Source organism: Streptomyces sp. NPDC094143, from assembly GCF_040303825.1.
Lineage (GTDB): Bacteria > Actinomycetota > Actinomycetes > Streptomycetales > Streptomycetaceae > Streptomyces.
Map to the genome: position 1 here is coordinate 47,223 of NZ_JBEOTZ010000016.1, position 23,381 is coordinate 70,603.

The following is a 23,381-nucleotide window of genomic DNA, read 5'->3' on the forward strand; positions in this document are numbered from 1 at the left end:
CCCCTTTCCCCGGAAGGGTGAAGATGGGGGCAAGAGGTGGTAGACCACTCTCAGCGACAGAGAGGTCGGCCGTGGGCGCAGACGAGGAGTACGGCACTGCCCGGCAGCGGTTCGACGTGGCCGACGCGGCGCCCCTGCTGCTCGATCCGCAGGGCGTGGTGACGGGCTGGACCGACGACGCCCGGCGCCTGCTGGCGTACCGGGCCGGCGAGGCGGTGGGCCGGAAACTCGCCGACCTGCTGGTCGCCGAGGACGCGCAGCGGGTGCCGGACCTGGTCGAGCGGTGCCGCAGGCACGGCGGCTGGCGCGGGTTGCTGACGGCCCGCCACAAGGAGGGTCGGCCGGTGCGGGTCGCGGCCCGGATCGTCCCGGCCGAGGAGGCGCACGGCGGCTCCCGCTGGCTGGTGCTGCTGTCGGAGCTGGCCGACGCACCCGGCTGGGACATGAGCCGTGCGGTGCTGGAGCGGATGGTCGCCGACGCGCCGGTCGGGATCGCGATCGTGGACACCGACCTGCGGTTCGTGTGGTCCAACCCCGCCCTGGAGCAGTTCGGCGGCGGACCGGCCCCGCGCCGGCTCGGTCTGCGGTTCGCGGACGTGCAGCCGGGCCTGGACGCGCAGGCGGTCGAGGCGCAGATGCGGCAGGTACTGGAGACGGGCGAGCCGATCGTCGGCTACGAACACGTGGGGCATGTGCGGTCGGCGCCGCTGCGCGAGACGGCGCACATGCTGTCCTTCACGCGCCTGGAGGACGAGCGGGGCAACCCCATAGGCGTCTACTACACGGTCGTGGACATGACCGAGCGGCACCGCGCGCGACAGCGGCTGGCGCTGCTCGACCGGGCCGGCGAGAACATCGGCCGGAGCCTGGACCTGATGCGCACCGCGCAGGAGCTGGCCGACGTGGCGGTGCCGGGACTGGCCGACTTCGTCTCCGTGGACCTGCTGGAGACGGTGCTGGGCGGCGGCGAGCTGGCGCCCGGGCCGCTGCCGGACACGGCGGAGCCGGTGGCGCTGCGCCGCGCGGGCCACCGCTTTGCGGACGACGACCCGCCGGCGGTGGTCGTCCCGGTCGGTGACGTGGCGACCTATCCGGCCGACTCGCCGCCGGTGCGGTGCCTGACCTCGGGCCGGTCCTGGCGCGCGGAGCGACTCGACCCTTCGGCCCGGGACTGGACGACCAACGCTCCGGGCGGCCGCCGGGCCTCCTTCCGGGAACTGGGCCTGCACAGCGTGATGACCGTGCCGATCCGGTCGCGCGGCACCACCCTGGGCGTCACCGGCTTCTACCGGCGCACCCACCGGGAGCCCTTCGACGCGGAGGATTTGCGCCTTGCGGAGGACCTCGTCGCCCGCGCGGCCGTCTGCCTGGACAACGCCCACCGCTACACGCGCGAGCGCGACGCCGCGCTCGTCCTGCAGCGCAGTCTGCTCCCCCACCGGCTGCCCGAGCAGGACGCCGTCGAGGTGGCCGCGTGCTACCGGCCGGCGGACGAGCTGACCGGGCTGGGCGGCGACTGGTACGACCTCATCCCGCTGTCCGGGGCGCGGGTCGCGCTCGTCGTGGGCGAGGTGCCCGGGCACGGCATCGACGCCGCGGCGGCCATGGGGCAGCTGCGGACCGCCGTGCGGACCCTGGCCGCGCTGGATCTGCCGCCCGAGGAGGTGCTGGCGCACCTGGACGACCTGGTGGCGCGGTCGGCGCGGGAGGAGGGGGCCGAACCCGGGGCGGCGGGCGCCGGCGGCGGGCGATCGGTGGGCGCCGGATGCCTGTACGCCGTGTACGACCCGGTCGACGGCGGCTGTGCGATGGCCACGGCGGGCCAGCCGGCCCCGGCGGTCGTGCGGCCCGACGGTTCGGTCACGTTCGTCGATCTCCCGCAGGGCCCGGCGCTCGGCGTGGGCGGCCCGCCCTTCGAGGCGGTCGAGCTGACCCTCCCGGAGGGCAGCACGCTGGCCCTGCACACCGACGGGCTGCTGGCCCGCGGCGAGACCTGGGCCGTCGACGCCGGCCGGGAGCGGCTGCGCCGGGCGCTGGAACAGGCGGGACCGCTCGACACGTACTGCCGGACCGTGGTCGACGCCCTGGTGCCGGCCCGTCCGTACGACGACGTGGCCCTGCTGATGGCCCGGACGAAACGTCTCGGCACCGGGCAGGTGGCGGCCTGGGAACTGCCCCCCGACCCGGCCGTGGTCGCCGAGGCCCGCCGCACGACCACCCGGCAACTGGCGCACTGGGGCCTGGACGAGCTGGTCTTCACCACGGAACTGGTGGTCAGCGAGCTGGTCACCAACGCCATCCGGTACACCACCGGGCCCATCAGGCTCCGGCTCGTCCGGGAGCGCGCCCTGGTGTGCGAGGTCTTCGACAGCGGCGCCACCGCGCCCCATCTGCGCCATCCCCGCACGACGGACGAGGGCGGGCGCGGGCTGCTGCTGGTCTCCCAGCTCACCCAGCGGTGGGGCACGCGCTTCATCCCCGACGGAAAGATCATCTGGGCCGAGCAGCCGCTGAGGCCCGTCCCGGAATGATGCCCGGGTGACGTCCTCCCATACCGTGCGAGACTGGTGTGATTCAGGCAGCGGTGAGGCGGCGGCCATGACGGATGCGGCGATCGACTACGCGGCGGTGTTCCAGTCCCTGCCCGGCATGGTGGCGCTCCTGACGCCCGAGCTGGTGTACGCGGACGTCAACGAGGAGTTCGTCCGGGGCTCCGGCCGCTTGCGCGAGCAGCTGGTCGGCCGTCATGTCTTCGACGTCTTCCCCGACAACCCCAACGACCCGGCCGCGACCGGCATGCGCAACCTGGAGGCGTCGCTGTACCGGGTCCTGGCCACCGGCGAGCGCGACGCCATGGCGCTGCAGCGCTACGACGTCGAGGACCCGGGCCGCCCCGGGGAGTGGGAGGAGCGCTACTGGAGCCCGGTGAACGCGCCGGTGCTGGGCCCCGACGGGAAGGTGGTGCTGATCGTGCACCGCGTCGAGGAGGTCACGGAGCTGATCCGCGCCCGGGGCCGCGCCGGGGGCCGGAACGGCCGCGCGCGGGTGCTGGAGGCGGAGCTGTACACCCGCGCCCGTGAGCTCCAGGAGCTCAACGAGCGGTTGCGGCAGGCGCACTCCCGGGAGCGGGAGGTGGCGCTGGCGCTGCAGGAGGCGATGCTGCCCGCCCGGCGCCAGGTCAGCCGCCACCACCGGGCCGCCGTCCGCTACCGCCCGGCCGTGGGCGCGCTCAACATCTGCGGGGACTGGTACGACCTGGTCGACCTGGTCGGCGGGCACCGGATCGGCGTGTCCGTGGGCGACGTGGTCGGGCACGGGCTGGCGGCGGCCGGCGTCATGGGGCAGCTGCGCAGCGCGCTCAGCGCGGCCTCCCGGGTCGCCGCGGGCCCGGCCCAGGCGCTGGACGTGCTCGGGCGCTACGCGCATGTGGTCGACGGCGCCGAGTCGGCGACGGCGGTGACGACCTTCATCGACTTCGACCGGCGCACCATCACCTACAGCAGCGCCGGCCACCCCCCGCCCGTGCTGGTCCACCCCGACGGGCGCACGCGCTTCCTCGACCGGGCCACCGACACACCGCTCGACGCCCGGCCCGATCCGATCCCGCGGCCCCAGGCGGAGACCGGGTTCACGCCGGGCACGACGCTGGTGCTGTACACCGACGGGCTGATCGAGCGACGCCGTGAGGACATCGACGCGGGGCTGGCCCGGCTCGCCGGCGCCCTGCGCCGCCACCGCGACCAGGACCCCGAGACGCTCGCCGACACCGTCCTGCTGGAGCTGCTGCCGTCCGGCGGCACCACGGACGACGCGGCGCTGGTCATCGTCCGGCTGTGACCGTCACATCCGGGTCTTGCCGTGGTCGAGCAGGCGCACCCGGTCCACGTTCTGCCGGTCCTCGGCGTCCGTGCTGGGCACTGCCCCGAACCAGGCGTCGAGGATCTCCTTCAGCAGCGGCTCGGACGTCAGCCGCAGACTGAGCGCGAGCACGTTCGCGTCGTTCCAGCGGCGGGCCCCGTCGGCCGTGTAGGCGTCCGTGCACAGGGCCGCCCGGACGCCGGGGACCTTGTTGGCGGCGATGGAGGCGCCCGTGCCGGTCCAGCAGCACACCACGGCCTGGTCGGCCGTCCCGTCGGCGACCTCGCGGGCCGCGGCCTCGGAGCACACCGCCCACTGCGGGTCGTCGCCGGGGCGCAGCGCGCCGTGCGGGCGCACCTCGTGCCCCCGGTCGCGCAGCGCTGCCACGAGGGAGCGGGCGACCGGCTCGTCCATGTCCGAGGAAACAGAGATCCGCATGGTTCGCAGACTACTCGGCTGGGCCGCAAGAATCAGTGGCCGGACAGGTACCCCCGCTACCCCGCCCATGCCCTGCGTCCGGCTTGCCGGTTCCCGTGCGGAGCAGCACGCTGGTCCCGCGATGCTCCCGGCCGCAGGTGCACCACCGGCCCCAGCCCGCCTGACTGACCATCAGTCAAAGCGTGAAGGATCCGGGCGGTCCTGCCGACGAGGTGCCCGGTGACTGCCCCTGCACCTACACTGGCACCCCACGACATGCCGGTTGACCTGCTGGAACGCGGCGGTTGAGCCCACCGCCAGAGTCGAGGAGCGCCCGCTTTGTTCTACTACCTGCTGAAATACGTGCTGCTGGGTCCGCTGCTGAGACTGGTCTTCCGGCCTCGGATCGAGGGCCTGGAGCACGTGCCGGCGGAGGGCGCCGCGATCATCGCCGGCAATCACCTGTCATTCTCGGACCACTTCCTGATGCCCGCGATCCTCAAGCGGCGCATCACCTTCCTCGCGAAGGCCGAGTACTTCACCGGCCCGGGCGTCAAAGGCCGCCTGACGGCCTTCTTCTTCCGCAGCGCGGGGCAGATCCCGGTCGACCGGTCCGGCAAGGACGCGGGCCAGGCGGCCATCCGCGAGGGTCTCGGCGTGCTGAGCAAGGACGAGTTGCTCGGCATCTACCCCGAGGGCACCCGCTCGCACGACGGCCGCCTCTACAAGGGCAAGGTCGGTGTCGCGGTGATGGCCCTCAAGGCCGGTGTCCCGGTCGTGCCCTGCGCGATGATCGGCACGTTCGAGGCCCAGCCGCCCGGCAAGGTCATCCCCAACATCCACCCGGTCGCGATCCGCTTCGGCGAGCCCCTCGACTTCTCCCGCTACGAGGGCATGGAGAACGAGAAGGCCGTCCTGCGCGCCATCACCGACGAGATCATGTACGCGATCCTGTCGCTGTCCGAGCAGGAGTACGTGGACCGGTACGCGGCCGACGTGAAGGCCGAGGAGACCGCGGCCAGGCAGCGCAAGCTCCGGCGGGCCCCGCGGGGTTGACCTCTGCCGTGGGCAGAACCCGCTTCCCGGCCGGTCCACGGCGCCCTACGGTCGCGGCATGAGACGTGCGGTGGTGATCGGGGCCGGCGGGCAGATCGGCCGGCCGGCGGTGGCGGCACTGGCCCGGGACGGCTGGGCGGTGACGGCCGCCTCGCGTGGCGGCGGCCGGGACCCGGACTGGCCAGGGGAGGTCCGGGCCGAGCGGCTGGACCGCGAGGACGACGCGGCCCTGGACGCGCTGATCGGCGACGGCTGCGACCTGGTGGTCGACATCGTGGCCTACGAGGCCCGGCACGCACGGCAGTTGACGGCCCTGGCCGGCCGCATCGGCTCGGCGGTGGTCGTGTCCACGGCGTCGGTGTACGAGGACGGCATGGGCCGCGGCTTCGACACCATGGGCGAGCCCGGCGGGTTCCCCGAGTATCCGGTGCCGATCCCCGAGCACCAGCCGACGGTGCCCGCCTCGGACGCCACCTACAGCACGCGCAAGGCGGCGGTGGAGCGTGAACTGCTCGCGGCGGGCGACCGGTTGCCGACGACCCTGCTGCGCGCGGGCGCGGTACACGGACCGCACAGCCCGCTCCCCCGCGAGCTGTACTTCGTGAAGCGGAACCTCGACGGCCGGCGCAGGAGGGTGCTGGCGTACGGCGGTAGCAGCCGGTTCCACCCGGCGGCCGCCCGGAACGTCGCCGAGCTGGTGCGGCTGGCCGCGGCCCGTCCCGGTTCCCGGGTGCTCAACGCCTGTGATCCGCAAGCCCCCACGGTGGCCGAGATCGGCGCGGCCGTCGACGCGGTGATGGGGGCCGAGGCCGAGACGGTGCCGCTCGACGGGCCGGAGCCGTCGGCGTCGGTGGGCCGGACGCCCTGGTCCGTTCCGTACCCGGTGGTGTGCGACATGTCCGCCGCGGAACGGGAGCTGGGCTACCGGCCGGTGGTGTCCTACGCGCGGAGCCTGCCGGAGACGGTGGAGTGGCTGACCCGGCGCCTGTCCGGCCGCGACTGGCGGGACGCTTTCCCCGTGCTGGCGCGGGCGTATCCCGAGCTGTTCGACTACGCGGCGGAGGACGCCTGGTTCGCGGCATGAGCGTGGGGCGGCCGGATCTCCGGCCGCCCCACGTCACCGTCCGCCGTGCCGCTACGGCTTCGGCGTGGCGTGCGGCGCGCAGGTCACGTCCGCGCCGTCCAGCTTGCCGGTGAGCAGGTACGCGTCGACCCGGGTGTTCACGCACGGGTTGGTCAGGCCGGTGACGCCGTGGGAGCCGGCGTCCTTCTCGGTGATCAGGCGTGAGCCCTTGAACCGCTGGTGCAGTTCGACGGCACCCTCGTACGGGGTGGCCGCGTCACGCTCGGACTGCACGATCAGCACCGGCGGCAGGCCCTTGCCGGTCTTCACGTTCAGCGGCGTCTGCTGCTTGACCGGCCAGGTGGCGCACGGGAGGTTCATCCAGGCGTTGGCCCAGGTCAGGAACGGATATTCCTGGTGGAGCCGCGTGTTGTCGCGGTCCCACTTCCGCCAGCTGGTGGGCCACTTGGCGTCGGCGCACTCCACGGCCGTGTACACGGCGTTGCCGTTCTCGGAGGCGGCGTTGCCCGCGGTGTCCGACAGATCGGGGGCTGCGGCGTCGACGAGCGCCTGGGTGTCCCCGGCGACGTACTTGCTGAAGACCGAGGCGACCGGCGCCCACGAGGAGTCGTAGTACGGGGCGCCCTGGAAGAAGGAGATCAGCTCGGCCGGGCCGACGACCCCGCCGATGGGGCTCTTCTTGGCGGTGGCGCGCAGCTTCAGCCACTGCTGCTGGACCTCGGCGCGGGTGTCACCGAGGTGGTAGGTCGCGTCGTTCTTCGCGACCCAGTCCTGCCAGTCCTTCCAGCGGCCCTCGAAGGCGACGTCCTGGTCCAGGTTGGCCTGGTACCAGATTTTCTCGCGGGAGGGGTTGACGACGCTGTCGACGACCATGCGGCGCACGTGGCCGGGGAAGAGCGTGCCGTAGACGGCGCCGAGGTAGGTGCCGTAGGAGACGCCTAGGTAGTTGAGCTTCTTCTCGCCGAGGGCGGCGCGGATGACGTCGAGGTCGCGCGCGGTGTTCGGCGTGGTCATGTGCGGCAGCATCCAGCCGCTGCGCTCCTCGCACCCCTCGGCGTACTCGCGGGCCAGCTTGCGCTGGGCGAGCTTGTCGGCCTCGGAGTCGGGCACCGGGTCCATCTTGGGCGCCTTGACGAACTCCTGCGGGTCGACGCAGGAGATCGGCGTGGACCTGCCGACGCCGCGCGGGTCGAAGCCCACGAAGTCGTACGCCTTGGCCGCGTTGGCCCAAATCGGGTTCTTGCTGGTGACCCGGGCCGGGAAGCGGAGTCCGGAGCCGCCGGGGCCGCCGGGGTTGTAGATGAGCGCGCCCTGCCGCTCGTCCTTCGTGCCCGTGTTGCCGATGCGGTCGACGGCGAGCTTGATCTGCCTGCCGTACGGCTTGGCGTAGTCGAGCGGCACGGTGACGTACCCGCACTGGATCGGCTTGGCCAGGTTCCAGTCGGCGGGGCAGTCCTGCCAGTCGATGCCGGCCGCCGCGGCCCGGTCGGCGGCGATGGCGGCGCCCCGGGCCTCGCGGTCCTGGCCGGGGCCGCTGCCCGCGCTCGCGTTCGCCGTGGGCGCCGCGACGGCGCCGGCTATCAGCGTGGCCGTGACGAGCGCGCCGGCCGAGCCGAGCGCCGCCACCCGCCTCTTCGGTCTCGTACCCCTCAAGTGGGACCTCCCCGTACAGAGTTGCGGTCAGTACGGGCGATCCTCGCCGTTGCGAGGTCCCCGGCAACAGGGGCGGACGCCCTTCTTTGCCAATCCGATAAACGGAGCACCGCTTCTGCTGGGCGGACGGCTACCCGAGGGTCGCGAGGGTCTCGTCGAGCAGCCGCCGCAGCCTCAGGGCGTCCGGGGCCACCGCCGTGACCAGGGCGGCTGGGCCCGCGAGCGGCATGAGTGCCGCTCCCGGGCCCAGCATCACGCTGTCCACCGGTTCGGTGGCGAACTCGGGACGAACCACTATGATTTGCCCCATCGCGCGGTGCCCGGCGAGGACCGCCGGTCCGTCCCAGCCGCCCGGTGCGCCGGGCCCGCAGGCCAGTTCCTGGTCGAGCACGAGCCGCCCGGCCACCCGCACGGTCAGCCGGCTCGTGAGGCGTCCGGGTCGCTCACCGGCCCGCCCCAGGACCTGCTCCTCGCGCAGCACGAGCCGGGCCGTCGCGGCGAGCTCGACCCGGGTCGTGACGTACAGGTCACTGCCCTGCGCGGAGATCAGCTGCTCGGGCAGCCAGTGCAGTTCGGCGTGGTCGGCGACGTCGAGGGCGACGTCGTAGCGGGCCTCGCCCTTGGTCTGGCCGGGCAGCGCGATGGTGGCGGCGGCCGATCCGACGGTCAGCCGTGCGCCTTGCTCGACCCGGCCCCGCACCGCGAAGTGGTCGCCGCCGAGCGGGCCGCTCATCGCGCCGACCAGCATGACCCGTGCGCCGGCGCCGGTGGCGCGGGTGCGCCGCAGCGCCAGCGGTCCGTCGCTCGCCAGCACGGGCAGCGCGGTCCCGCCCCGGCCGTCGTCCCGGGCGACGATCCGCGCCAGGGACCGCACCCCGGCCGCGTTCACGCTCCCGCCGTCCACGCGGCGAGCCGCCCCCGCACCCACGCGGCCACGTCGGCGACCCCGGCACCGCCGCGCAGCGACTGGAAGACCACCGGCAGTTCGGCGCGCTGCGCCTTGGCGTCGGCCGCCATGCGCGCCAGGTCGGAGCCGACGTACGGGGCGAGGTCGGTCTTGTTCACCACGAGCAGGTCGGCGGTGGTCACGCCGGGCCCGCCCTTGCGCGGGATGTCGTCGCCCCCGGCCACGTCGATGACGAAGATCTGCGCGTCGACGAGCCCTTTGGAGAAGGTGGCGGTGAGGTTGTCCCCGCCGGACTCCACGAGCACCAGGTCCAGCGGCCCGACCGCGTCCTCCAGGTCCTCCACCGCCTCCAGGTTCGCGGAGATGTCGTCCCGGATCGCGGTGTGCGGGCAGGCCCCCGTCTCGACGGCGGTGATCCGCTCGGGCGGCAGCACGGCCTCCCGGAGCAGGAACTCGGCGTCCTCCCGCGTGTAGATGTCGTTGGTGACGACGGCGAGCGCCAGCTCGTCGCGCAGCGCCCGGCAGAGCGCGGCGACGGTGGCGGTCTTCCCCGAGCCGACGGGACCGCCGAGCCCGATCCGCAGGGCGCGGCGGCTGCCGTCGGGGCGGCGGGCGTCGGCGCTCACCGCAGTGGGGCCGTCGTGGTCGTGGTCGAGGTGCATGTGCGCCTCCTGGTGGGGCGGGCCCGGGACTGCGGGCGACTGGGTATGGGGTGGCGGGGTCTGGGTGCCGGGGTGCGGGTGAGTGGGGGCTGGGTGCCGGGGTGCGGGTGGGTGGGGTCTGGGTGCCGGGGTGCGGGTGGGTGGGGGCTGGTCGGGCAGTTCCCCGCGTCCCAGCGGGGGCGGTCCGCACGGCGTTCGGAGGGCGGCTACGAGGCGAACAGCCGTACGGGCCACCCCGCATGCAGCTCCGCTCCGATCTCCAGCAGCGGCGCGGAACCGGCGGGCAGCGCGTCGGCCCCCTCGTCGACGACCCGCCGGGCCGCCTCCACCGCCCGGTCCGCGACCCGGTCCAGTTCGGGGGCCAGCCGGGCCAGCACACCCGTCGCGTCGAAGGGGTCCAGGCTCAGCAAGCGCACGGTCGCCGTGGCCGGCCCGCTCACGCTCTCGTACGCCGCGCAGTACGCCGCGTCCACCGGCCCAAGGCCCGCCGCCCGCGCCGTGAGTCCGAGGACCACCGGCTGGTGCGCGCCCTTGGGGAACTCCCGTCCCAGTGCGTCCAGTTCGGCGGACGGCCAGGTCGCCCGGGCGGCCCGCATCAGCTGCCGTCCCAGCTTGCGCGCGGCGGCCCGCAGTGCGGGCGAGGGCGTACGGGCGTCCGCCGCGCCGTCCAGCGTGACGGGGTCGATGCCGAGCGCCGCGGCCGCCGCGAGGGCCGCCGACACCAGCCCGGCCGTGTGCAGCCGCCCCCGGCAGAAGTCCGCCAGGCTCGCCGCCCCGCTGATCCGCCCGGCCTTGACGGCCTCCTCGGCCCCGCCGGAGTGCGCGTGCCCTCCGGCGGGGAACCGGCCGTCGGCCAGGACGAGCAGTGCCGCCCGTGACATCGGGACCTCGCCTTCAGAAGAGGAAGTAGCGCTGCGCCATGGGCAGTTCGGCCGCGGGCGTCGCCTCGACGAGCTCACCGTCGATGTGCACGGCGAAGCTGTCGGGATCGACCCGCACGTCGGGCCGCGCGTCGTTCTCGCGCATGTCGGCCTTGGTGACCGAGCGGGTCGACTCGATGGCCACGAACCGCTTGCCGAGTCCCAGCCGCTCCGGCAGCCCGTCCTCCACGGCCAGGGGCGCGACGAAGTTGACGGAGTTGGCTGCGGGCGCCCGGCCGGTCGCGCCGTACATCGGGCGCGGCAGGACCGGTTGCGGAGTCGGGATCGAGGCGTTCGCGTCGCCCATCTGCGCGTACGCGATCTGCCCGCCCTTGACGACCAGATGCGGCTTCACGCCGAAGAACGCGGGCTCCCACAGCACCACGTCGGCCATCTTGCCGGTCTCCACCGACCCGATCTCACGGGCGAGGCCCTGCGCGAGCGCGGGGTTGATCGTGTACTTGGCGACGTAGCGGCGCACCCGGTGGTTGTCGGCCCGGCCGTCGCCGGGCAGCGCGCCGCGCCGCCGCTTCATGACGTGGGCGGTCTGCCAGGTCCGCAGCACGACCTCGCCCACGCGGCCCATCGCCTGCGAGTCGGAGGAGATGATGGAGATCGCGCCGAGGTCGTGCAGCACGTCCTCCGCGCCGATGGTGGAGGGCCGGATCCGGGACTCGGCGAACGCCAGGTCCTCCGGCACGGCCGGGTTGAGGTGGTGACACACCATCAGCATGTCGAGGTGTTCCTCGGCGGTGTTGACGGTGAAGGGCCGCGTCGGGTTGGTGGAGCTGGGCAGCACGTGTGACTCGGAGACCACGGTGATGATGTCCGGCGCGTGCCCGCCGCCCGCGCCCTCGGTGTGGTAGGCGTGGATGCCCCGCCCGGCGATCGCGGCGAGCGTGTCGCCGACGAACCCGGCCTCGTTCAGCGTGTCCGTGTGGATGGCGACCTGGATGCCCGTCCGCTCGGCGACGGTCAGCGAGGCGTCGATGACGGCCGGGGTGGAGCCCCAGTCCTCGTGCAGCTTCAGCCCGAGCGCGCCGCCCCGGATCTGCGACAGCATCGCCTCGTGGGAGACGGTGTTGCCCTTGCCGAGGAAGCCGATGTTGAGCGGGTAGGCCTCCATGGCCTCCAGCATCCGCGCCAGGTGCCAGGGACCGGGGGTCACGGTCGTCGCCTTGGAGCCCTCCGCCGGGCCGGTGCCGCCGCCCACCAGGGTCGTGATGCCCGACGCCAGGGCCTCGTCCGCGATCTGCGGGCAGATGAAGTGGACGTGCGCGTCGATCGCGCCGGCCGTGAGGATCCGCCCGTTGCCGGCGATGATCTCGGTCTCCGGACCGATGACCAGGTCCGGGTGGACGCCGTCCATGGTGTCGGGGTTGCCGGCCTTGCCGATGCCGGTGATCCGCCCGTCACGGATGCCGACGTCGGCCTTGACGATCCCCCAGTGGTCGATGATCACCGCTCCGGTGATGACGGTGTCCGGGGTGCCCTCCGCCCGCGTGGCGCGCGACTGGCCCATGGACTCGCGGATGACCTTGCCGCCGCCGAACACGGCCTCGTCACCGGCGCGCCCGGGACCGCCGCAACGATCCTCCTCGATCTCCACGAGCAGGTCGGTGTCGGCGAGCCGGATCCGGTCGCCGGTCGTCGGGCCGAACAGGTCGGCGTACGCGGCACGCGAGATCTCAGGCATCGAGGGCACCTCCGGTCTCCCCGCGCAGGCCGGGCACGACCCGGGCGCCGGTGAGCGGGACGAGTTCGACGTCGACGGGGATCCCCGGCTCGAAGCGCACGGCCGTACCGGCGGCGACGTTCAGCCGCTTGCCGCGCGCCGCGGCACGGTCGAACTCCAGACCGGGGTTGGCCTCGGCGAAGTGGTAGTGGGAGCCGACCTGAACGGGCCGGTCGGCAGCGTTGAGGACGGTGAGCCGGGTGACCTCGCGGCCTTCGTTGCAGGCGATCGGCTCGTCGGCGAAGAGGATCTCTCCGGGAATCATCGGAGCCCCTCAGACGATCGGCTCGTGGACGGTGACGAGCTTGGTGCCGTCCGGGAAGGTGGCCTCGACCTGGACGTCGTGGATCATCTCCGGGACGCCCTCCATGACGTCGTCCCGGGTGAGCAGCGTGCGTCCGGAGGACATGAGTTCGGCGACGGTACGGCCGTCGCGTGCGCCTTCGAGGATGTGCGACGTGATGAGGGCGACCGCCTCGGGGTGGTTGAGCCGCAGGCCGCGGGCCCGGCGCTTCTCGGCCACGTCCGCCGCCACGTGAATCAGCAGTCGCTCTTGTTCGTGCGGGGTCAGCTGCACGTCCCACCTCACAGTCCTCGCTCCGGACCGTGCGGGGCCCGGATGCCGCGGCCACGGGGCAAAGTGCCAGGTGGCGTGGAGCGGCAGGCTAGTTGGACCGCGTTTCGGGCACGTTAACCAAGCTGTGACCGCTCGGCCGGGGCGTGGTCGCCCGGCATGCTCATCAGGGCCCGCAGACCGTCGCGGAGGACCTCGACCGGGGCGGGCCCGAAGAGGGACTGCTGGGCGATGAACCCGAGTACGGCGGCGATCATCGTGCGGGCCACGTGGTCCGGCTCGACGTCCGGGCGCATCATCCCGGCCCGCTGGTAATCCTCGACGATCTTCGCCCAGGCCGCGCGGACGGAGCCGTAGCCCTCTCGCAGGACGGCCGCCAGTTCCTCGTTGCGCAGGGTCTCCGGCCACACCTGGATGACGAGGCGCGGGAAGGCTGGCCTGCCGTCGAGGAGCAGGGACTCGCGGGCGCCGAGCACCGTGCCGAGGACGGCCGCGACGAGTTCGTCCGGCGGCGGGGGCGGGCTCTGCCGCAGCGCGTCCTCGAACGCGGCGCGGACCGAGCCGAGCACCTCGCTGACGATCGCGGCGATCAGTTCCTCCTTGCCGCTGAAGTAGCGGTAGACCGCACCGGCGGAGAGGCCGACCTCCTTGAGCACGTCCTGCATCGACGTGGCGTGGAAGCCGTTGCGGGCGAAGCAGACCGCGGCGCCGTCGAGGATCTGGCGGCGGCGGGCGTCGAGGTGTTCCTGGGACACGCGGGCCATGGTCCCAACGTAAAACGAATATTCATTCTTGACAAGGCGCGACCGGCGGAGCACGGTGATGCCAGAGCAAAAACGAACGATCCTTCTTTTTACTGCCGACCGTGCCACGGCCGGTCCGCCGCTCGCAGGAGACTCTCATGTCCCACACCCCCGACCGCCGGCTGATCGCCGTCGTCGTCCTCGTTCCCGTCCTGGCCGCCCTCGCCCTGTGGGCCTTCGCCTGGCCGGCCGCCCGCACCGCGCCGCGCGACCTGCCGCTGGGCGTCGCCGGACCGCCCGCCGCGGCGGACCGGATGGAGCGGCAGCTGGAGGGGCACGAGGGCGCCTTCGAGATCCACCGCTACACCGGCGAGGCCGCCGCCCGGGACGCCGTCGAGGACCGCGCGGTGTACGGCGCGATCGTGGTCACGCCTCAGGGGCCCGAGCTGCTCACGGCGTCCGCCGCGGGTCCGGCCGTGGCCCAGCTGCTCCAGCAGGCCGTGACCCGGCAGGCCGTCGCGGAGGGCACGCAGGTCAGGACGGTCGACGTGGTGCCCGCTCCACAGAGCGACCCGCGGGGCGCGGCGCTCAACTCGTCCGTGCTGCCCCTCGCGCTGGCCGGTATCGCGGCGGGCGCGGTGGTCACCCTGCTGGGGCTGCGCGGGCCACGGGCCGTGGCGGCGCTGCTCGGCGCCTCCACCCTGGTCGGCCTGGTCGCGGCCGGGATCGCGCACAGCTGGCTCGGCGTCCTCACCGGCGGCTGGTGGGCGGAGGCGGCCGTGCTCGGACTGTCGTCCCTGGCCGTCAGCGGTGCCGTCGCCGGACTCGCCGCGCTGATGGGCCCCGCCGGCATCGGAATCGCCGGTGGCGTGGTGATGCTGCTCGGCAACCCCTTCTCCGGCGCCTCGTCCGCACCGCAGATGCTGCCCGAGCCGGCCGGCGCGATCGGCCGGTGGCTGCCGCCCGGCGCGGGCACGACCCTGCTGCGCTCGGTGTCGTACTTCGACGGCGCGGCGGCCACCGGGCCCGCCCTGACACTGGCCTGGTGGGCGGCGCTGGGCCTGGGTGCCGTGTTGCTCGGGGGCACGCTCCGCTCACGGAAGCGCGCCGGGGCGCCCGCGGCCGACCCGCGGGAACCGACGGCCGTCGGCTAGCCGCTGCCCCACGACCGGGCGGCCGCGGAAGCGGACCGCGCGACAGAACGACCGTGCACCCCGGCCCGCGGCGGACGGGGTGCACGGTCCTGCTCGGGGCCGGCTAGGCGGGGCCGGGACCCCGGTGCTCCGCCGCGATCCCGAACCGCTGCCGTTCGCCGGCGGCGGACGCGACCTCGCGGACGGTGGACACCGCACTGATCACCTGCTCCTCGGCCGGCTCCGCGAGCTCCCGCGCCTCCTCCAGTCGCCGCAGGTCATCGGCGGAGACGAGGGCGACGAGCGGCTTGCCGTGGCGGGTGACGACGACACGTTCCCCGGCGTACACCACGCGGTTGATCAGGTCGGCGAGCTCAGCCCTGGCTTGCGTCACCGGAATCTCATAGGCCATGTCCCCATCATAACGGTACGTACGTCCTGTACATTTTCTACAGAGAAAGCGTCGTCGTCGCCGGAGACAGCCCGGCCCGCGAGGAGGGGTTCGCCATGGCCCGACCGTCCGCCCGTCACGTACTGCCCGAGTTCACCGAACGCACGGGAGCCGGGCCACGGACGATGGATCCGTACTCCAAGCTCCTGGAGGAGCGGATCGTCTTCCTGGGCGCGCCGGTGGACGAGAACTCGGCGAACGACGTGCTGGCCCAGTTCATGTACCTGGAGCACCGGGCACCGGACCGCGACATCTCGCTGTACATCAACTCGCCCGGCGGCAGCTTCCACGCCATGACGGCGATCCACGACACGATGCAGTACGTCTCCTGCGACGTCGAGACGGTCTGCCTGGGCCAGGCGGGCCCGGTCGCCGCCGTGCTGCTGGCGGCGGGCACCCCCGGCAAGCGATTCACACTGACGGACGCCCGCATGGTGCTCCGTCAGCCCGCGCTGCCGGAGCCGGTCAGGGGCCAGGCCGGTGATCTGGCCATCCAGGCGGACGAACTGACGCGCATGCGGACCCGCATGGAGGAGCTGCTCGCCCGCCACACCGGCCGCACCCTGGAGCAGGTGAGCGCGGACATCGAGCGGGAGAGGATCCTCACCGCCCAGGAGGCGGTGGAGTACGGCCTGGTGGACCGGATCATGCCCGACCGCGAGGTCCGCCCGGCCGTGCCGACGGGACGGTGAACCGCCCGTGCTGCCCGACGAACTGCCGCCGCTGCCCGCCCTGACGCGCGCCGAGGCGGAGTTGATCGACCGCTACCTGGACGTCGTCGACCTGCTCGGCCGGATCAACCCGGCGCTGCACGGCGACACCTACCGCGGACTGCGCGCCGCCCAGGCCCTGGTCGGCAAGGCGACCGCGCTGCGCGACGCCCTGACCGTGATGCACCAGCGGGGCGAGACGGAGCTGCACGCCGGCACGCTGGCCCGGGCGCTGCGGGTCCTGGACGGCGAGCGGCGCACGGCGCGGGTCACGCTGCCGCCACAGTCCGCGAGTTGAGGCGATTCCGACGGCCCGGGTGCCCGTGCGGTCGGCGGAGCGTCCGGGCCTGAGTCGAAACGGACCGAACGACGTACCCCTGTTCGGAGTAGACACGGATCCTTTTTTTGACCCCCCGCGGTTGCGCAACGCGCGGGGTCATGGGGCGCAATGGGGCGTTCCATCGCTGGTCCGGCCGTCCGCGCAGCCGTGGACGACGGCTCGAACACTGACGTGTCCACCCGAACGGGTGAGTGGTGAGTAACAACACAAATCCCCGGTTCCGTTGGGATTTCAGGACATCCATGCGCCAAGATCCCTGTCTGACGACAAGCCCCCGCCACAGCGGCGGGGCGATCCGGGCGGACGCCGAGTCCTGCCGCCGCCCGGATGACCGGTCGACAGGAGTGGATCGGCAGGAGTGGAGGACCCAAGCACGACGGGTCGCCGGGACGGTCACGCCATGACCGGGTCCGAGCAGCCCTTGGGGTGAAGCCGCGTCAGCGGCCGGGCAACTTCGCCAGCCCGAATCCGACAGGTCATCCTTCACAGGCGGCTGACGAAGGGTTGCGCATGACTGCGCTCAATCGTGTCCCGTCGCTGATGGTCCGGGCCGGCACGGCCTCGGCCCTCACCATCGCCGCCGTGGGCGGCTCGATCGTGGCGCCCGGCTTCTCGTCCGAAGCGGCGGCAGCCACGCCGGCGACGAAGGCACTCCAGATAGCGGCCTCCAAGAAGGGTTCGCCCTACAAGTACGGGGCCACCGGACCGCACCGGTTCGACTGCTCGGGGCTGACGCTCTACGCGTTCAAGAAGGCCGGCAAGAAGCTCCCGCGCACGGCCGCCCAGCAGTACAACAAGACGCGCCACATCTCCGCCAAGAACCGCAAGGCGGGGGACCTGGTGTTCTTCCACTCGGGCAGCAGCGTCTACCACGTGGGTATCTACGCGGGTAAGAACAAGCTCTGGCACTCCCCGAAGAGCGGGGACGTGGTGCGGCTCCAGAAGATCTGGACCAAGAGCGTCTGGTACGGGCGCGTGAAGTGATCCCTCCGGCGTGCGGCGGCGTCCCTGACGCGCCGCCGCACGCCGGAGCGTGACACGGGCATGCACGGGCACCCGTCCCCCCGGGCGTGCAGATCCTTTTCGCGTTCCTGCTGTCGCTCGCCTTCACCTCGCGCTTCGAGGACCTCGGCCCGTCCCAGCGCGTCACCTACGTCATCACGCTGCTGCTGGCGGTCCTGGCCGCGGCGCCGTTCACCGCGACGGCCGCGCTGCACCGCTCCCTGTTCCAGCGGGGCGCCAAGCCGCGCATCGTGCGGGTCTCCTCGAAGCTGGCCACCGCCGGTCTTGTGGTGCTGGTGTTCGCGTTCAGCGGTCCGGTGCTGCTGGTGGTCGATGTGACCACGGGCCGGGCCGGCGGCGCCGCCGCGAGCGCAGGAACGTTTCTGGCCTGCGTCGGTCCGTGGGGGCTGCTCCCCCGGCTGGTGCGGCGGGCGGGACCGCGCGAGGAGGACAGCGGGACCTCGGCGTCCGAGAGCCCGGGGACGCCGTCCCGGGACGGTACGAGGGTCCCCGCACCGCTGCGGCACACCGTCGGGCGGCCGTCCGAGCCGTACGGCGCGGCACCACGCCGGGAGGCCTCGGCACGGCACCGGTGAGGGCGGCTAGGGCTCCCGCTGGACGGCCGTCGTCACGGGCTGGGCGGGGATGGCCCACGGCAGTTCGATCGAGATGGTCTTGCCGCCCTCGCGCGTGGGGCGGATCCTGAACCGGCCGCCGCACTCGGCGGTCAGCCACCGGATGATGACCAGGCCGCGGCCGTTGTCCTGCTGGACGGCGGCGGGGAGCCGTCTGGGGAAGCGCGGATGGCTGTCCGTGACGCCGATGCGCAGCCGCTCGTCGCGGTCGAGCGCGAGGTCAACGGTGAAGGTGGGCGACTGCCCGAAGGTGTGCTGGACGGCGTTGGTGGCGAGTTCGGAGATGATGAGCCGGATGGTGTCGGACACCTCCGTGCCCGCCGGCAGCCCCCACTCCGCGAGCGTGCCCACCACGTAGGCACGTGCCGCCGCGACCGAGGCCGGATCGCTCGGCAGAGTGACGGATGCTTCCAGATGGTCTGCCATGGCGACGTCGTCCCTTTCCCACGGGACCGCGGTCCGACACGGAGCGGATGGTTCGAGTACGGTCCCGGACTGGTGCTTCGTCCGCCAGACTGCCACCGAATCACCCGTGAAGGACGGCGATCCACCAAGATGTGCATATATCTGTCGCTCGATGCGGTGAACTCTGCGACGCGAGACCGTATGTGGGTGGCACGGAAGGAGTAAGGAGAAGCCCATGCAGCACGGTCCCGCGGTGCGCCGCCGGAAGCTGGGCGCCGAACTGCGCGCGCTGCGCGCCGCGGCGGGTCTCACCAGCGGTGAGGCGGCCCGCCTGGTGGGCTGGCACCAGTCCAAGGTCAGCCGGATCGAGACGGGCACGAGCGGGGTGAAACCGGCCGATGTGCGGCTACTGCTCGACGCCTACGACGTGGCCGACACCCAACTGCGCGAGCTGCTCACGATGCTGGCCGGCTCCGACGACAGCGGCGGGCGGCAGCACTGGTGGCACGCCTACCGCGGGGTGCTGCCGCCGACCTACCGGGACTTCATCAGCCTGGAGTCGCAGGCCGGCACGATGCGCACGCTGGAGACGACCGTCGTCCCGGGCCTGTTGCAGACGCCCGAGTACGCGCGTGCGGTGACGCGGGCGGCGGTGGAGGGGCTGCCGGAGGACCGGCTGGACACCCTGGTCGAGGTGCGGCTGGCCCGGCAGGACGTGCTGCGCGCGGATCCTCCCCTGGAACTGAGCGCCGTCCTGGACGAGGCGGTGCTGCGGCGGGAGGTGGGCGGGCCCGGGGTCATGGCCCGGCAGCTGGAACGGCTGGTCCAGGCGGCCCGCCTGCCCCAAGTGCGGTTGCAGGTACTCCCGTTCGCCGCCGGGGCGCACATCGGCGTCACGGGACCTTTCGTTATTTTCTCATTTTCGAGCACTTCTGATCTGGATGTGGTTGTTCTCGACCACTTGACGAGTAGCCTCTACCTGGAACGGAAAGAAGACCTCCAGGCGTACACGGAGGCCTTCAACGCCCTTCAGATCCACGCCCTTTCGCCCGAGGACTCGTTGGATTTCATCGCCGGGACAGCCGCCGGCGCGTAAGGAGGCACCATGCGTGCACTGCCTCGTCATGTCCCCTCAAGCAGCGAACTGCACGGTGTGCGGTGGTTGCGCAGCAGCTACAGCACCGGCGCGAACAACTGCGTCGAGACCGCGTGTCCGGACAGCCCGCCCTGGGCCGGACTGCTCGCCGTGCGCGACTCCAAGGCCCCGGACGGGCCCGCACTGCTCTTCTCCGCGCGGAGCTGGGCCGACTTCACGTCCGCGGTCGACCGCATCTGAACCCTGCCGATCCGTCCGTCATCGTGCGACGCACGGCCGTGTCACGCCGACTCATGGCCGCGTCTCGCCGATCACCCGTACAGCGCGATCGATCTGCTGACCGGTCAGGTCCGCGCGGGCGGTCAGCCTGAGCCGTGAGACGCCGTCCGGCACGGACGGCGGGCGGAAACAGCCCACGGCCAGGCCCGCCGCGCGGCAGTCGGCCGCCCAGCGCACGGCGTCCTCGGGAGAGGGCGCCCGCACCGAGACCACCGCGGCGTCCGGACGCACCGCCTCCAGACCCGCGGTGGTCAGGCGTGTGTACAGCTCGTCCGCCACCGCGCGGGCCCGCTCCGCCCGTTCCGGCTCGCGGCGCAGCAGCCGCAGGGCCGCCAGGGCGGCTCCCGCCGCGGCGGGAGCGAGGCCCGTGTCGAAGATGAACGTCCGTGCCGCGTTGACCAGGTGGTCGACGACCCGGGCCGGGCCGAGGACGGCTCCGCCCTGGCTGCCGAGCGACTTGGACAGCGTGACCGTCGCGACGACGTCGTCGGCGCCGGCGAGTCCCGCCGCGTGCGGGGCGCCGCGGCCACCGTCGCCGAGCACGCCCAGACCGTGGGCGTCGTCCACGACCAGTCCGGCGCCGTGCTCCCGGCAGGCCTCGGCGAGCGCGGCGAGCGGAGCCGCGTCGCCGTCGACGGAGAAGACCGTGTCGGACACGGCGATCGCCGTGCCCTCATGGCCCGCCAGCGCCTTGCGCACGGCCTCCGGCTCGGCGTGCGCCACGACCTGCGTCGTGCCGCGGGCCAGCCGGCAGCCGTCGATGAGCGAGGCGTGGTTGCCCGCGTCGGAGACGATCAGCGAGCCGTGCGGGGCCAGCGCGGTGACCGCCGCCAGGTTGGCGGTGTAGCCGGAGGAGAAGACGAGGGCCGCCTCGAATCCGCAGAATCCGGCCAGTTCCCGTTCCAGCTCGGTGTGCAGTTCGGTGGTGCCGGTGACGAGCCGGGAGCCGGTCGAGCCGCCGCCCCACGTCCTCGCCGCACGGGCCGCGCCCTCGGTGACCTCGGGGTGGTGGGCCAGCCCCAGGTAGTCGTTGCCCGCCAGGTCGAGGAGCGGGGAACGCGCCGGACGGGGACGCAGGGTCCGCACGAGTCCGGCACGGCGGCGCTGCTCCGCCTGCTCGTCGATCCAGCCGAACGCCATGGGTGGTCCTCCGCGGAATTTGTAGGCAGTGCACAGACACTAGCGGGACGACCAGCAGGTCACTGTGTGGCAATACCCACACCTCGAAGGGACTCTGTTGTGCGAACTCTCCTTGGCCCGGACCGCCTCGGTAGGACAGGATCGGCTCTCATGGACCTGCTGAACACGCTGGTGGACAAGGGGCTTCGGCGCGAACTGCCGACCCGGGACGAGGCACTGGCCGTCCTCGCGACGTCCGACGACGACCTGCTCGATGTGGTGGCCGCGGCCGGAAAGGTGCGCCGGCACTGGTTCGGCCGGCGGGTGAAACTCAACTATCTCGTCAACCTGAAGTCCGGCCTGTGCCCCGAGGACTGCTCGTACTGTTCGCAGCGGCTCGGCTCCGAGGCCGGGATCCTGAAGTACACCTGGCTCAAGCCGGACCAGGCGTCCGACGCCGCCGCGGCCGGGGTGGCCGGGGGCGCCAAGCGGGTCTGCCTGGTGGCCAGCGGGCGTGGCCCCACCGACCGTGACGTGGACCGGGTCTCCGAGACGATCAGGGCGATCAAGGAGAACAACGAGGGCGTCGAGGTGTGCGCCTGCCTCGGCCTGCTCTCCGACGGCCAGGCGGAGCGGCTGCGCGAGGCCGGAGCCGACGCCTACAACCACAACCTCAACACGTCCGAGGCGACGTACGGAGACATCACCACCACCCACACGTACGCCGACCGGGTCGACACGGTGAACAAGGCGCACGCGGCCGGTCTGTCCGCCTGCTCCGGGCTGATCGCGGGCATGGGCGAGAGCGACGAGGACCTGGTCGACGTCGTGTTCTCGCTGCGCGAGCTGGACCCGGACTCGGTTCCGGTCAACTTCCTGATCCCGTTCGAGGGCACCCCGCTCGGCAAGGAGTGGAACCTCACCCCGCAGCGGTGCCTGCGGATCCTGGCGATGACCCGGTTCGTCTGCCCGGACGTGGAGGTCCGCATCGCGGGCGGGCGCGAGGTCCATCTGCGCACGATGCAGCCGCTCGCCCTGCACCTGGCCAACTCGATCTTCCTGGGCGACTACCTCACCAGCGAGGGCCAGGCGGGCAAGGCGGACCTGGAGATGATCGCGGACGCCGGGTTCGAGGTGGAGGGCACCGGTCAGGTGACGCTGCCCGAGCACCGGACCGCGAGCGGCTGCGGAAGCGGCGATGGCGGCTGCGGCTCCGAGAGCGGGAGCGTGTGCGGCTCCGTGCCGGCCGCGCAGCCCGCCGAGCCCCGGACCGACCTGGTCGCCGTGCGCCGCCGGGGCGCCGGGACGGACCTCGCGCCCAATGCCTGAGCGGTCGGTCGCCGAGCTGCTGGAGCTCGACCGGCGGCACGTGTGGCACCCCTACGGCCCGATGCCCGGACGGCAGGAACCGCTCGTCGTGGAGTCGGCGAGCGGGGTGCGCCTCAGGCTCGCGGACGGTTCGGGCGAGCTGGTCGACGGGATGTCGTCCTGGTGGTCGGCGATCCACGGCTACAACCACCCGGTGCTGAACGAGGCCGCGCGCGAGCAGCTCGGGCGGATGAGCCACGTGATGTTCGGCGGGCTCACCCACGAGCCCGCCGTACGCCTGGCGAAGCTCCTTGTCGACATGTCGCCGGACGGTCTCGAGCACGTCTTCCTCGCCGACTCCGGGTCGGTGTCGGTCGAGGTGGCGGTCAAGATGTGCCTGCAGTACTGGCGTTCGCTCGGCCGCCCCGGCAAGCGGCGGCTGCTGACCTGGCGCGGCGGCTACCACGGCGACACCTGGCAGCCGATGTCGGTGTGCGACCCCGAGGGCGGGATGCACGAGCTGTGGAGCGGGGTGCTCCAGCGCCAGGTGTTCGCGGACCCGCCCCCGGCCGCGTACGACGAGGTCTACGCCGAGCACCTGCGGACGCTGATCGCGCGGCACGCCGACGAACTGGCCGCGGTGATCGTCGAGCCGGTGGTGCAGGGCGCGGGCGGGATGCGGTTCCACTCCCCCGCCTATCTGCGGGTGCTGCGCGAGGCGTGCGACGCGCACGGTGTGCTGCTGGTGTTCGACGAGATCGCCACCGGCTTCGGCCGCACGGGCGCGCTGTTCGCGGCGGAGCACGCGGCGGTCGCACCGGACGTGATGTGCGTGGGCAAGGCGCTGACCGGCGGCTATCTGACGATGGCGGCGACACTGTGCACCGCGCGGGTGGCCGACGGCATCTCCCGCGGCGAGGTGCCGGTGCTCGCGCACGGCCCGACGTTCATGGGCAACCCGCTGGCGGCGGCCGTGGCCTGCGCCTCGATCGAACTGCTGCTCGGGCAGGACTGGCTCGCCGAGGTCAAGCGGATCGAGGCGGGCCTGCGCGAGGGACTCGCGGCGGCACGGGACCTGCCGGGCGTGCGGGACGTACGGGTCCTCGGGGCCATCGGCGTCGTGCAACTGGACCGCGCCGTGGACATGAAGGCCGCGACGGAGGCGGCCGTCCGCGAGGGCGTGTGGCTGCGGCCGTTCCGCGACCTGATCTACACCATGCCGCCGTACGTCACGGGCGACACGGACCTGGGGCGCATCGCGCGAGCGGTGTGCGCGGCGGCGCGGGAGGGATGA

General features: G+C 73.0%; 24 protein-coding genes and 1 pseudogene. 13 read left to right on the plus strand and 12 right to left on the minus strand.

Annotated features, from left to right (window positions below; genetic code table 11):
- The first annotated feature begins 71 nt into the window (after positions 1-71).
- Positions 72-2,531: a SpoIIE family protein phosphatase gene (locus ABTZ58_RS21100; RefSeq protein WP_351358667.1), complete on the plus strand. Its 2,460-nt coding sequence runs from the start codon at positions 72-74 to the stop codon at positions 2,529-2,531.
- Positions 2,532-2,598: 67 nt separating this feature from the next.
- Positions 2,599-3,837, plus strand: a complete 1,239-nt coding sequence (locus tag ABTZ58_RS21105) for a PP2C family protein-serine/threonine phosphatase (RefSeq protein ID WP_351358669.1) — start codon at positions 2,599-2,601, stop codon at positions 3,835-3,837.
- A 3-nt stretch (positions 3,838-3,840) separates the two neighbouring features.
- Here ABTZ58_RS21105 and ABTZ58_RS21110 read toward each other — a convergent pair whose 3' ends face one another.
- Positions 3,841-4,296 (minus strand): RpiB/LacA/LacB family sugar-phosphate isomerase, encoded by a 456-nt coding sequence (locus ABTZ58_RS21110; RefSeq protein ID WP_351358672.1) that lies wholly within the window; start codon positions 4,294-4,296, stop codon positions 3,841-3,843.
- Positions 4,297-4,614: 318 nt separating this feature from the next.
- On the opposite strand from ABTZ58_RS21110, the gene ABTZ58_RS21115 reads away from it, so the two are divergent.
- Entirely contained in the window at positions 4,615-5,331 is a 717-nt protein-coding gene (locus ABTZ58_RS21115) for a lysophospholipid acyltransferase family protein (RefSeq protein ID WP_351358675.1), read from the plus strand.
- Positions 5,332-5,389: 58 nt separating this feature from the next.
- The gene (locus ABTZ58_RS21120; RefSeq protein ID WP_351358678.1) at positions 5,390-6,415 is read left to right on the plus strand and encodes an NAD-dependent epimerase/dehydratase family protein; all 1,026 of its coding nucleotides are present in this window, start codon (positions 5,390-5,392) and stop codon (positions 6,413-6,415) included.
- A 51-nt stretch (positions 6,416-6,466) separates the two neighbouring features.
- Here ABTZ58_RS21120 and ABTZ58_RS21125 read toward each other — a convergent pair whose 3' ends face one another.
- The 8 genes from ABTZ58_RS21125 to ABTZ58_RS21160 all read right to left on the minus strand — a co-directional run bounded on the left by ABTZ58_RS21125 (position 6,467) and on the right by ABTZ58_RS21160 (position 13,630).
- On the minus strand, positions 6,467-8,068 hold the full coding sequence (locus ABTZ58_RS21125; protein WP_351358681.1) for an alpha/beta hydrolase: 1,602 nt from the start codon (positions 8,066-8,068) through the stop codon (positions 6,467-6,469).
- Between the two features lie 130 nt (positions 8,069-8,198).
- A complete protein-coding gene (locus ABTZ58_RS21130) occupies positions 8,199-8,957 on the minus strand; it encodes an urease accessory protein UreD (RefSeq protein ID WP_351358684.1) in 759 nt (252 codons plus the stop codon).
- Positions 8,954-9,637 carry an urease accessory protein UreG gene (gene ureG, locus ABTZ58_RS21135; protein ID WP_309096764.1) on the minus strand — a complete coding sequence of 228 codons (684 nt, stop codon included), beginning with the start codon at positions 9,635-9,637 and terminating at the stop codon, positions 8,954-8,956. The genes ABTZ58_RS21130 and ureG overlap by 4 nt, the downstream gene beginning before the upstream one ends.
- A 206-nt stretch (positions 9,638-9,843) precedes the next feature.
- Positions 9,844-10,518 carry an urease accessory protein UreF gene (locus tag ABTZ58_RS21140; RefSeq protein WP_351358688.1) on the minus strand — a complete coding sequence of 225 codons (675 nt, stop codon included), beginning with the start codon at positions 10,516-10,518 and terminating at the stop codon, positions 9,844-9,846.
- Between the two features lie 13 nt (positions 10,519-10,531).
- Complete coding sequence (locus ABTZ58_RS21145) at positions 10,532-12,253, minus strand: urease subunit alpha (protein WP_351358691.1); 1,722 nt, start codon at positions 12,251-12,253, stop codon at positions 10,532-10,534.
- Positions 12,246-12,557: an urease subunit beta gene (locus ABTZ58_RS21150; protein ID WP_351358694.1), complete on the minus strand. Its 312-nt coding sequence runs from the start codon at positions 12,555-12,557 to the stop codon at positions 12,246-12,248. The genes ABTZ58_RS21145 and ABTZ58_RS21150 overlap by 8 nt, the downstream gene beginning before the upstream one ends.
- Positions 12,558-12,566: 9 nt before the next feature.
- Complete coding sequence (locus ABTZ58_RS21155) at positions 12,567-12,869, minus strand: urease subunit gamma (RefSeq protein ID WP_010041087.1); 303 nt, start codon at positions 12,867-12,869, stop codon at positions 12,567-12,569.
- Between the two features lie 113 nt (positions 12,870-12,982).
- Complete coding sequence (locus ABTZ58_RS21160; RefSeq protein ID WP_351358697.1) at positions 12,983-13,630, minus strand: TetR/AcrR family transcriptional regulator; 648 nt, start codon at positions 13,628-13,630, stop codon at positions 12,983-12,985.
- A gap of 137 nt (positions 13,631-13,767) precedes the next feature.
- Here ABTZ58_RS21160 and ABTZ58_RS21165 point away from each other — a divergent pair, with 137 nt between their 5' ends.
- Complete coding sequence (locus ABTZ58_RS21165; protein WP_351358700.1) at positions 13,768-14,763, plus strand: ABC transporter permease; 996 nt, start codon at positions 13,768-13,770, stop codon at positions 14,761-14,763.
- Positions 14,764-14,866: 103 nt separating this feature from the next.
- On the opposite strand, the gene ABTZ58_RS21170 is transcribed toward ABTZ58_RS21165, so the two are convergent.
- Complete coding sequence (locus tag ABTZ58_RS21170) at positions 14,867-15,154, minus strand: type II toxin-antitoxin system Phd/YefM family antitoxin (protein WP_351358703.1); 288 nt, start codon at positions 15,152-15,154, stop codon at positions 14,867-14,869.
- A 95-nt stretch (positions 15,155-15,249) separates the two neighbouring features.
- On the opposite strand from ABTZ58_RS21170, the gene ABTZ58_RS21175 reads away from it, so the two are divergent.
- From ABTZ58_RS21175 to ABTZ58_RS21190, 4 genes and pseudogenes are all read left to right on the plus strand, one after another.
- A complete protein-coding gene (locus ABTZ58_RS21175) occupies positions 15,250-15,885 on the plus strand; it encodes an ATP-dependent Clp protease proteolytic subunit (protein WP_351358706.1) in 636 nt (211 codons plus the stop codon).
- Between the two features lie 7 nt (positions 15,886-15,892).
- A complete protein-coding gene (locus tag ABTZ58_RS21180) occupies positions 15,893-16,201 on the plus strand; it encodes a hypothetical protein (RefSeq protein ID WP_351358709.1) in 309 nt (102 codons plus the stop codon).
- Between the two features lie 552 nt (positions 16,202-16,753).
- Positions 16,754-17,227 carry a C40 family peptidase gene (locus ABTZ58_RS21185; RefSeq protein ID WP_094054314.1) on the plus strand — a complete coding sequence of 158 codons (474 nt, stop codon included), beginning with the start codon at positions 16,754-16,756 and terminating at the stop codon, positions 17,225-17,227.
- 83 nt (positions 17,228-17,310) lie between these two features.
- A pseudogene (locus ABTZ58_RS21190) lies at positions 17,311-17,841 on the plus strand (DUF6328 family protein); the annotation flags it as partial.
- Between the two features lie 6 nt (positions 17,842-17,847).
- Here the strand turns inward: ABTZ58_RS21190 and ABTZ58_RS21195 are convergent.
- Complete coding sequence (locus ABTZ58_RS21195; protein WP_351358713.1) at positions 17,848-18,306, minus strand: ATP-binding protein; 459 nt, start codon at positions 18,304-18,306, stop codon at positions 17,848-17,850.
- 214 nt (positions 18,307-18,520) lie between these two features.
- Between ABTZ58_RS21195 and ABTZ58_RS21200 the strand changes: the two genes are divergently transcribed.
- Positions 18,521-19,381 (plus strand): helix-turn-helix domain-containing protein, encoded by an 861-nt coding sequence (locus ABTZ58_RS21200; RefSeq protein ID WP_351358716.1) that lies wholly within the window; start codon positions 18,521-18,523, stop codon positions 19,379-19,381.
- Between the two features lie 9 nt (positions 19,382-19,390).
- Entirely contained in the window at positions 19,391-19,621 is a 231-nt protein-coding gene (locus tag ABTZ58_RS21205) for a DUF397 domain-containing protein (RefSeq protein WP_351358719.1), read from the plus strand.
- A gap of 51 nt (positions 19,622-19,672) precedes the next feature.
- Here the strand turns inward: ABTZ58_RS21205 and ABTZ58_RS21210 are convergent, their stop codons facing one another.
- On the minus strand, positions 19,673-20,800 hold the full coding sequence (locus ABTZ58_RS21210) for an 8-amino-7-oxononanoate synthase (protein WP_351358722.1): 1,128 nt from the start codon (positions 20,798-20,800) through the stop codon (positions 19,673-19,675).
- A 150-nt stretch (positions 20,801-20,950) separates the two neighbouring features.
- On the opposite strand from ABTZ58_RS21210, the gene bioB reads away from it, so the two are divergent.
- Complete coding sequence (gene bioB / locus ABTZ58_RS21215) at positions 20,951-22,108, plus strand: biotin synthase BioB (RefSeq protein WP_309093786.1); 1,158 nt, start codon at positions 20,951-20,953, stop codon at positions 22,106-22,108.
- Entirely contained in the window at positions 22,101-23,381 is a 1,281-nt protein-coding gene (locus ABTZ58_RS21220; protein ID WP_351358725.1) for an adenosylmethionine--8-amino-7-oxononanoate transaminase, read from the plus strand. Before bioB ends, ABTZ58_RS21220 begins: the two co-directional genes overlap by 8 nt.

What these genes read in the sequence shown, in the direction of transcription:
- ABTZ58_RS21105 (WP_351358669.1), top strand. Translation starts at nt 2,599, where the DNA reads ATGACGGATGCGGCGATCGACTACGCGGCGGTGTTCCAGTCCCTGCCC.
- ABTZ58_RS21110 (WP_351358672.1), bottom strand. Translation starts at nt 4,296, where the DNA reads ATGCGGATCTCTGTTTCCTCGGACATGGACGAGCCGGTCGCCCGCTCC.
- ABTZ58_RS21120 (WP_351358678.1), top strand. Translation starts at nt 5,390, where the DNA reads ATGAGACGTGCGGTGGTGATCGGGGCCGGCGGGCAGATCGGCCGGCCG.
- ureG (WP_309096764.1), bottom strand. Translation starts at nt 9,637, where the DNA reads ATGCACCTCGACCACGACCACGACGGCCCCACTGCGGTGAGCGCCGAC.
- ABTZ58_RS21140 (WP_351358688.1), bottom strand. Translation starts at nt 10,518, where the DNA reads ATGTCACGGGCGGCACTGCTCGTCCTGGCCGACGGCCGGTTCCCCGCC.
- ABTZ58_RS21145 (WP_351358691.1), bottom strand. Translation starts at nt 12,253, where the DNA reads ATGCCTGAGATCTCGCGTGCCGCGTACGCCGACCTGTTCGGCCCGACG.
- ABTZ58_RS21150 (WP_351358694.1), bottom strand. Translation starts at nt 12,557, where the DNA reads ATGATTCCCGGAGAGATCCTCTTCGCCGACGAGCCGATCGCCTGCAAC.
- ABTZ58_RS21160 (WP_351358697.1), bottom strand. Translation starts at nt 13,630, where the DNA reads ATGGCCCGCGTGTCCCAGGAACACCTCGACGCCCGCCGCCGCCAGATC.
- ABTZ58_RS21165 (WP_351358700.1), top strand. Translation starts at nt 13,768, where the DNA reads ATGTCCCACACCCCCGACCGCCGGCTGATCGCCGTCGTCGTCCTCGTT.
- ABTZ58_RS21170 (WP_351358703.1), bottom strand. Translation starts at nt 15,154, where the DNA reads ATGGCCTATGAGATTCCGGTGACGCAAGCCAGGGCTGAGCTCGCCGAC.
- ABTZ58_RS21175 (WP_351358706.1), top strand. Translation starts at nt 15,250, where the DNA reads ATGGCCCGACCGTCCGCCCGTCACGTACTGCCCGAGTTCACCGAACGC.
- ABTZ58_RS21185 (WP_094054314.1), top strand. Translation starts at nt 16,754, where the DNA reads ATGACTGCGCTCAATCGTGTCCCGTCGCTGATGGTCCGGGCCGGCACG.
- ABTZ58_RS21195 (WP_351358713.1), bottom strand. Translation starts at nt 18,306, where the DNA reads ATGGCAGACCATCTGGAAGCATCCGTCACTCTGCCGAGCGATCCGGCC.
- ABTZ58_RS21200 (WP_351358716.1), top strand. Translation starts at nt 18,521, where the DNA reads ATGCAGCACGGTCCCGCGGTGCGCCGCCGGAAGCTGGGCGCCGAACTG.
- ABTZ58_RS21205 (WP_351358719.1), top strand. Translation starts at nt 19,391, where the DNA reads ATGCGTGCACTGCCTCGTCATGTCCCCTCAAGCAGCGAACTGCACGGT.
- ABTZ58_RS21210 (WP_351358722.1), bottom strand. Translation starts at nt 20,800, where the DNA reads ATGGCGTTCGGCTGGATCGACGAGCAGGCGGAGCAGCGCCGCCGTGCC.
- bioB (WP_309093786.1), top strand. Translation starts at nt 20,951, where the DNA reads ATGGACCTGCTGAACACGCTGGTGGACAAGGGGCTTCGGCGCGAACTG.
- ABTZ58_RS21220 (WP_351358725.1), top strand. Translation starts at nt 22,101, where the DNA reads ATGCCTGAGCGGTCGGTCGCCGAGCTGCTGGAGCTCGACCGGCGGCAC.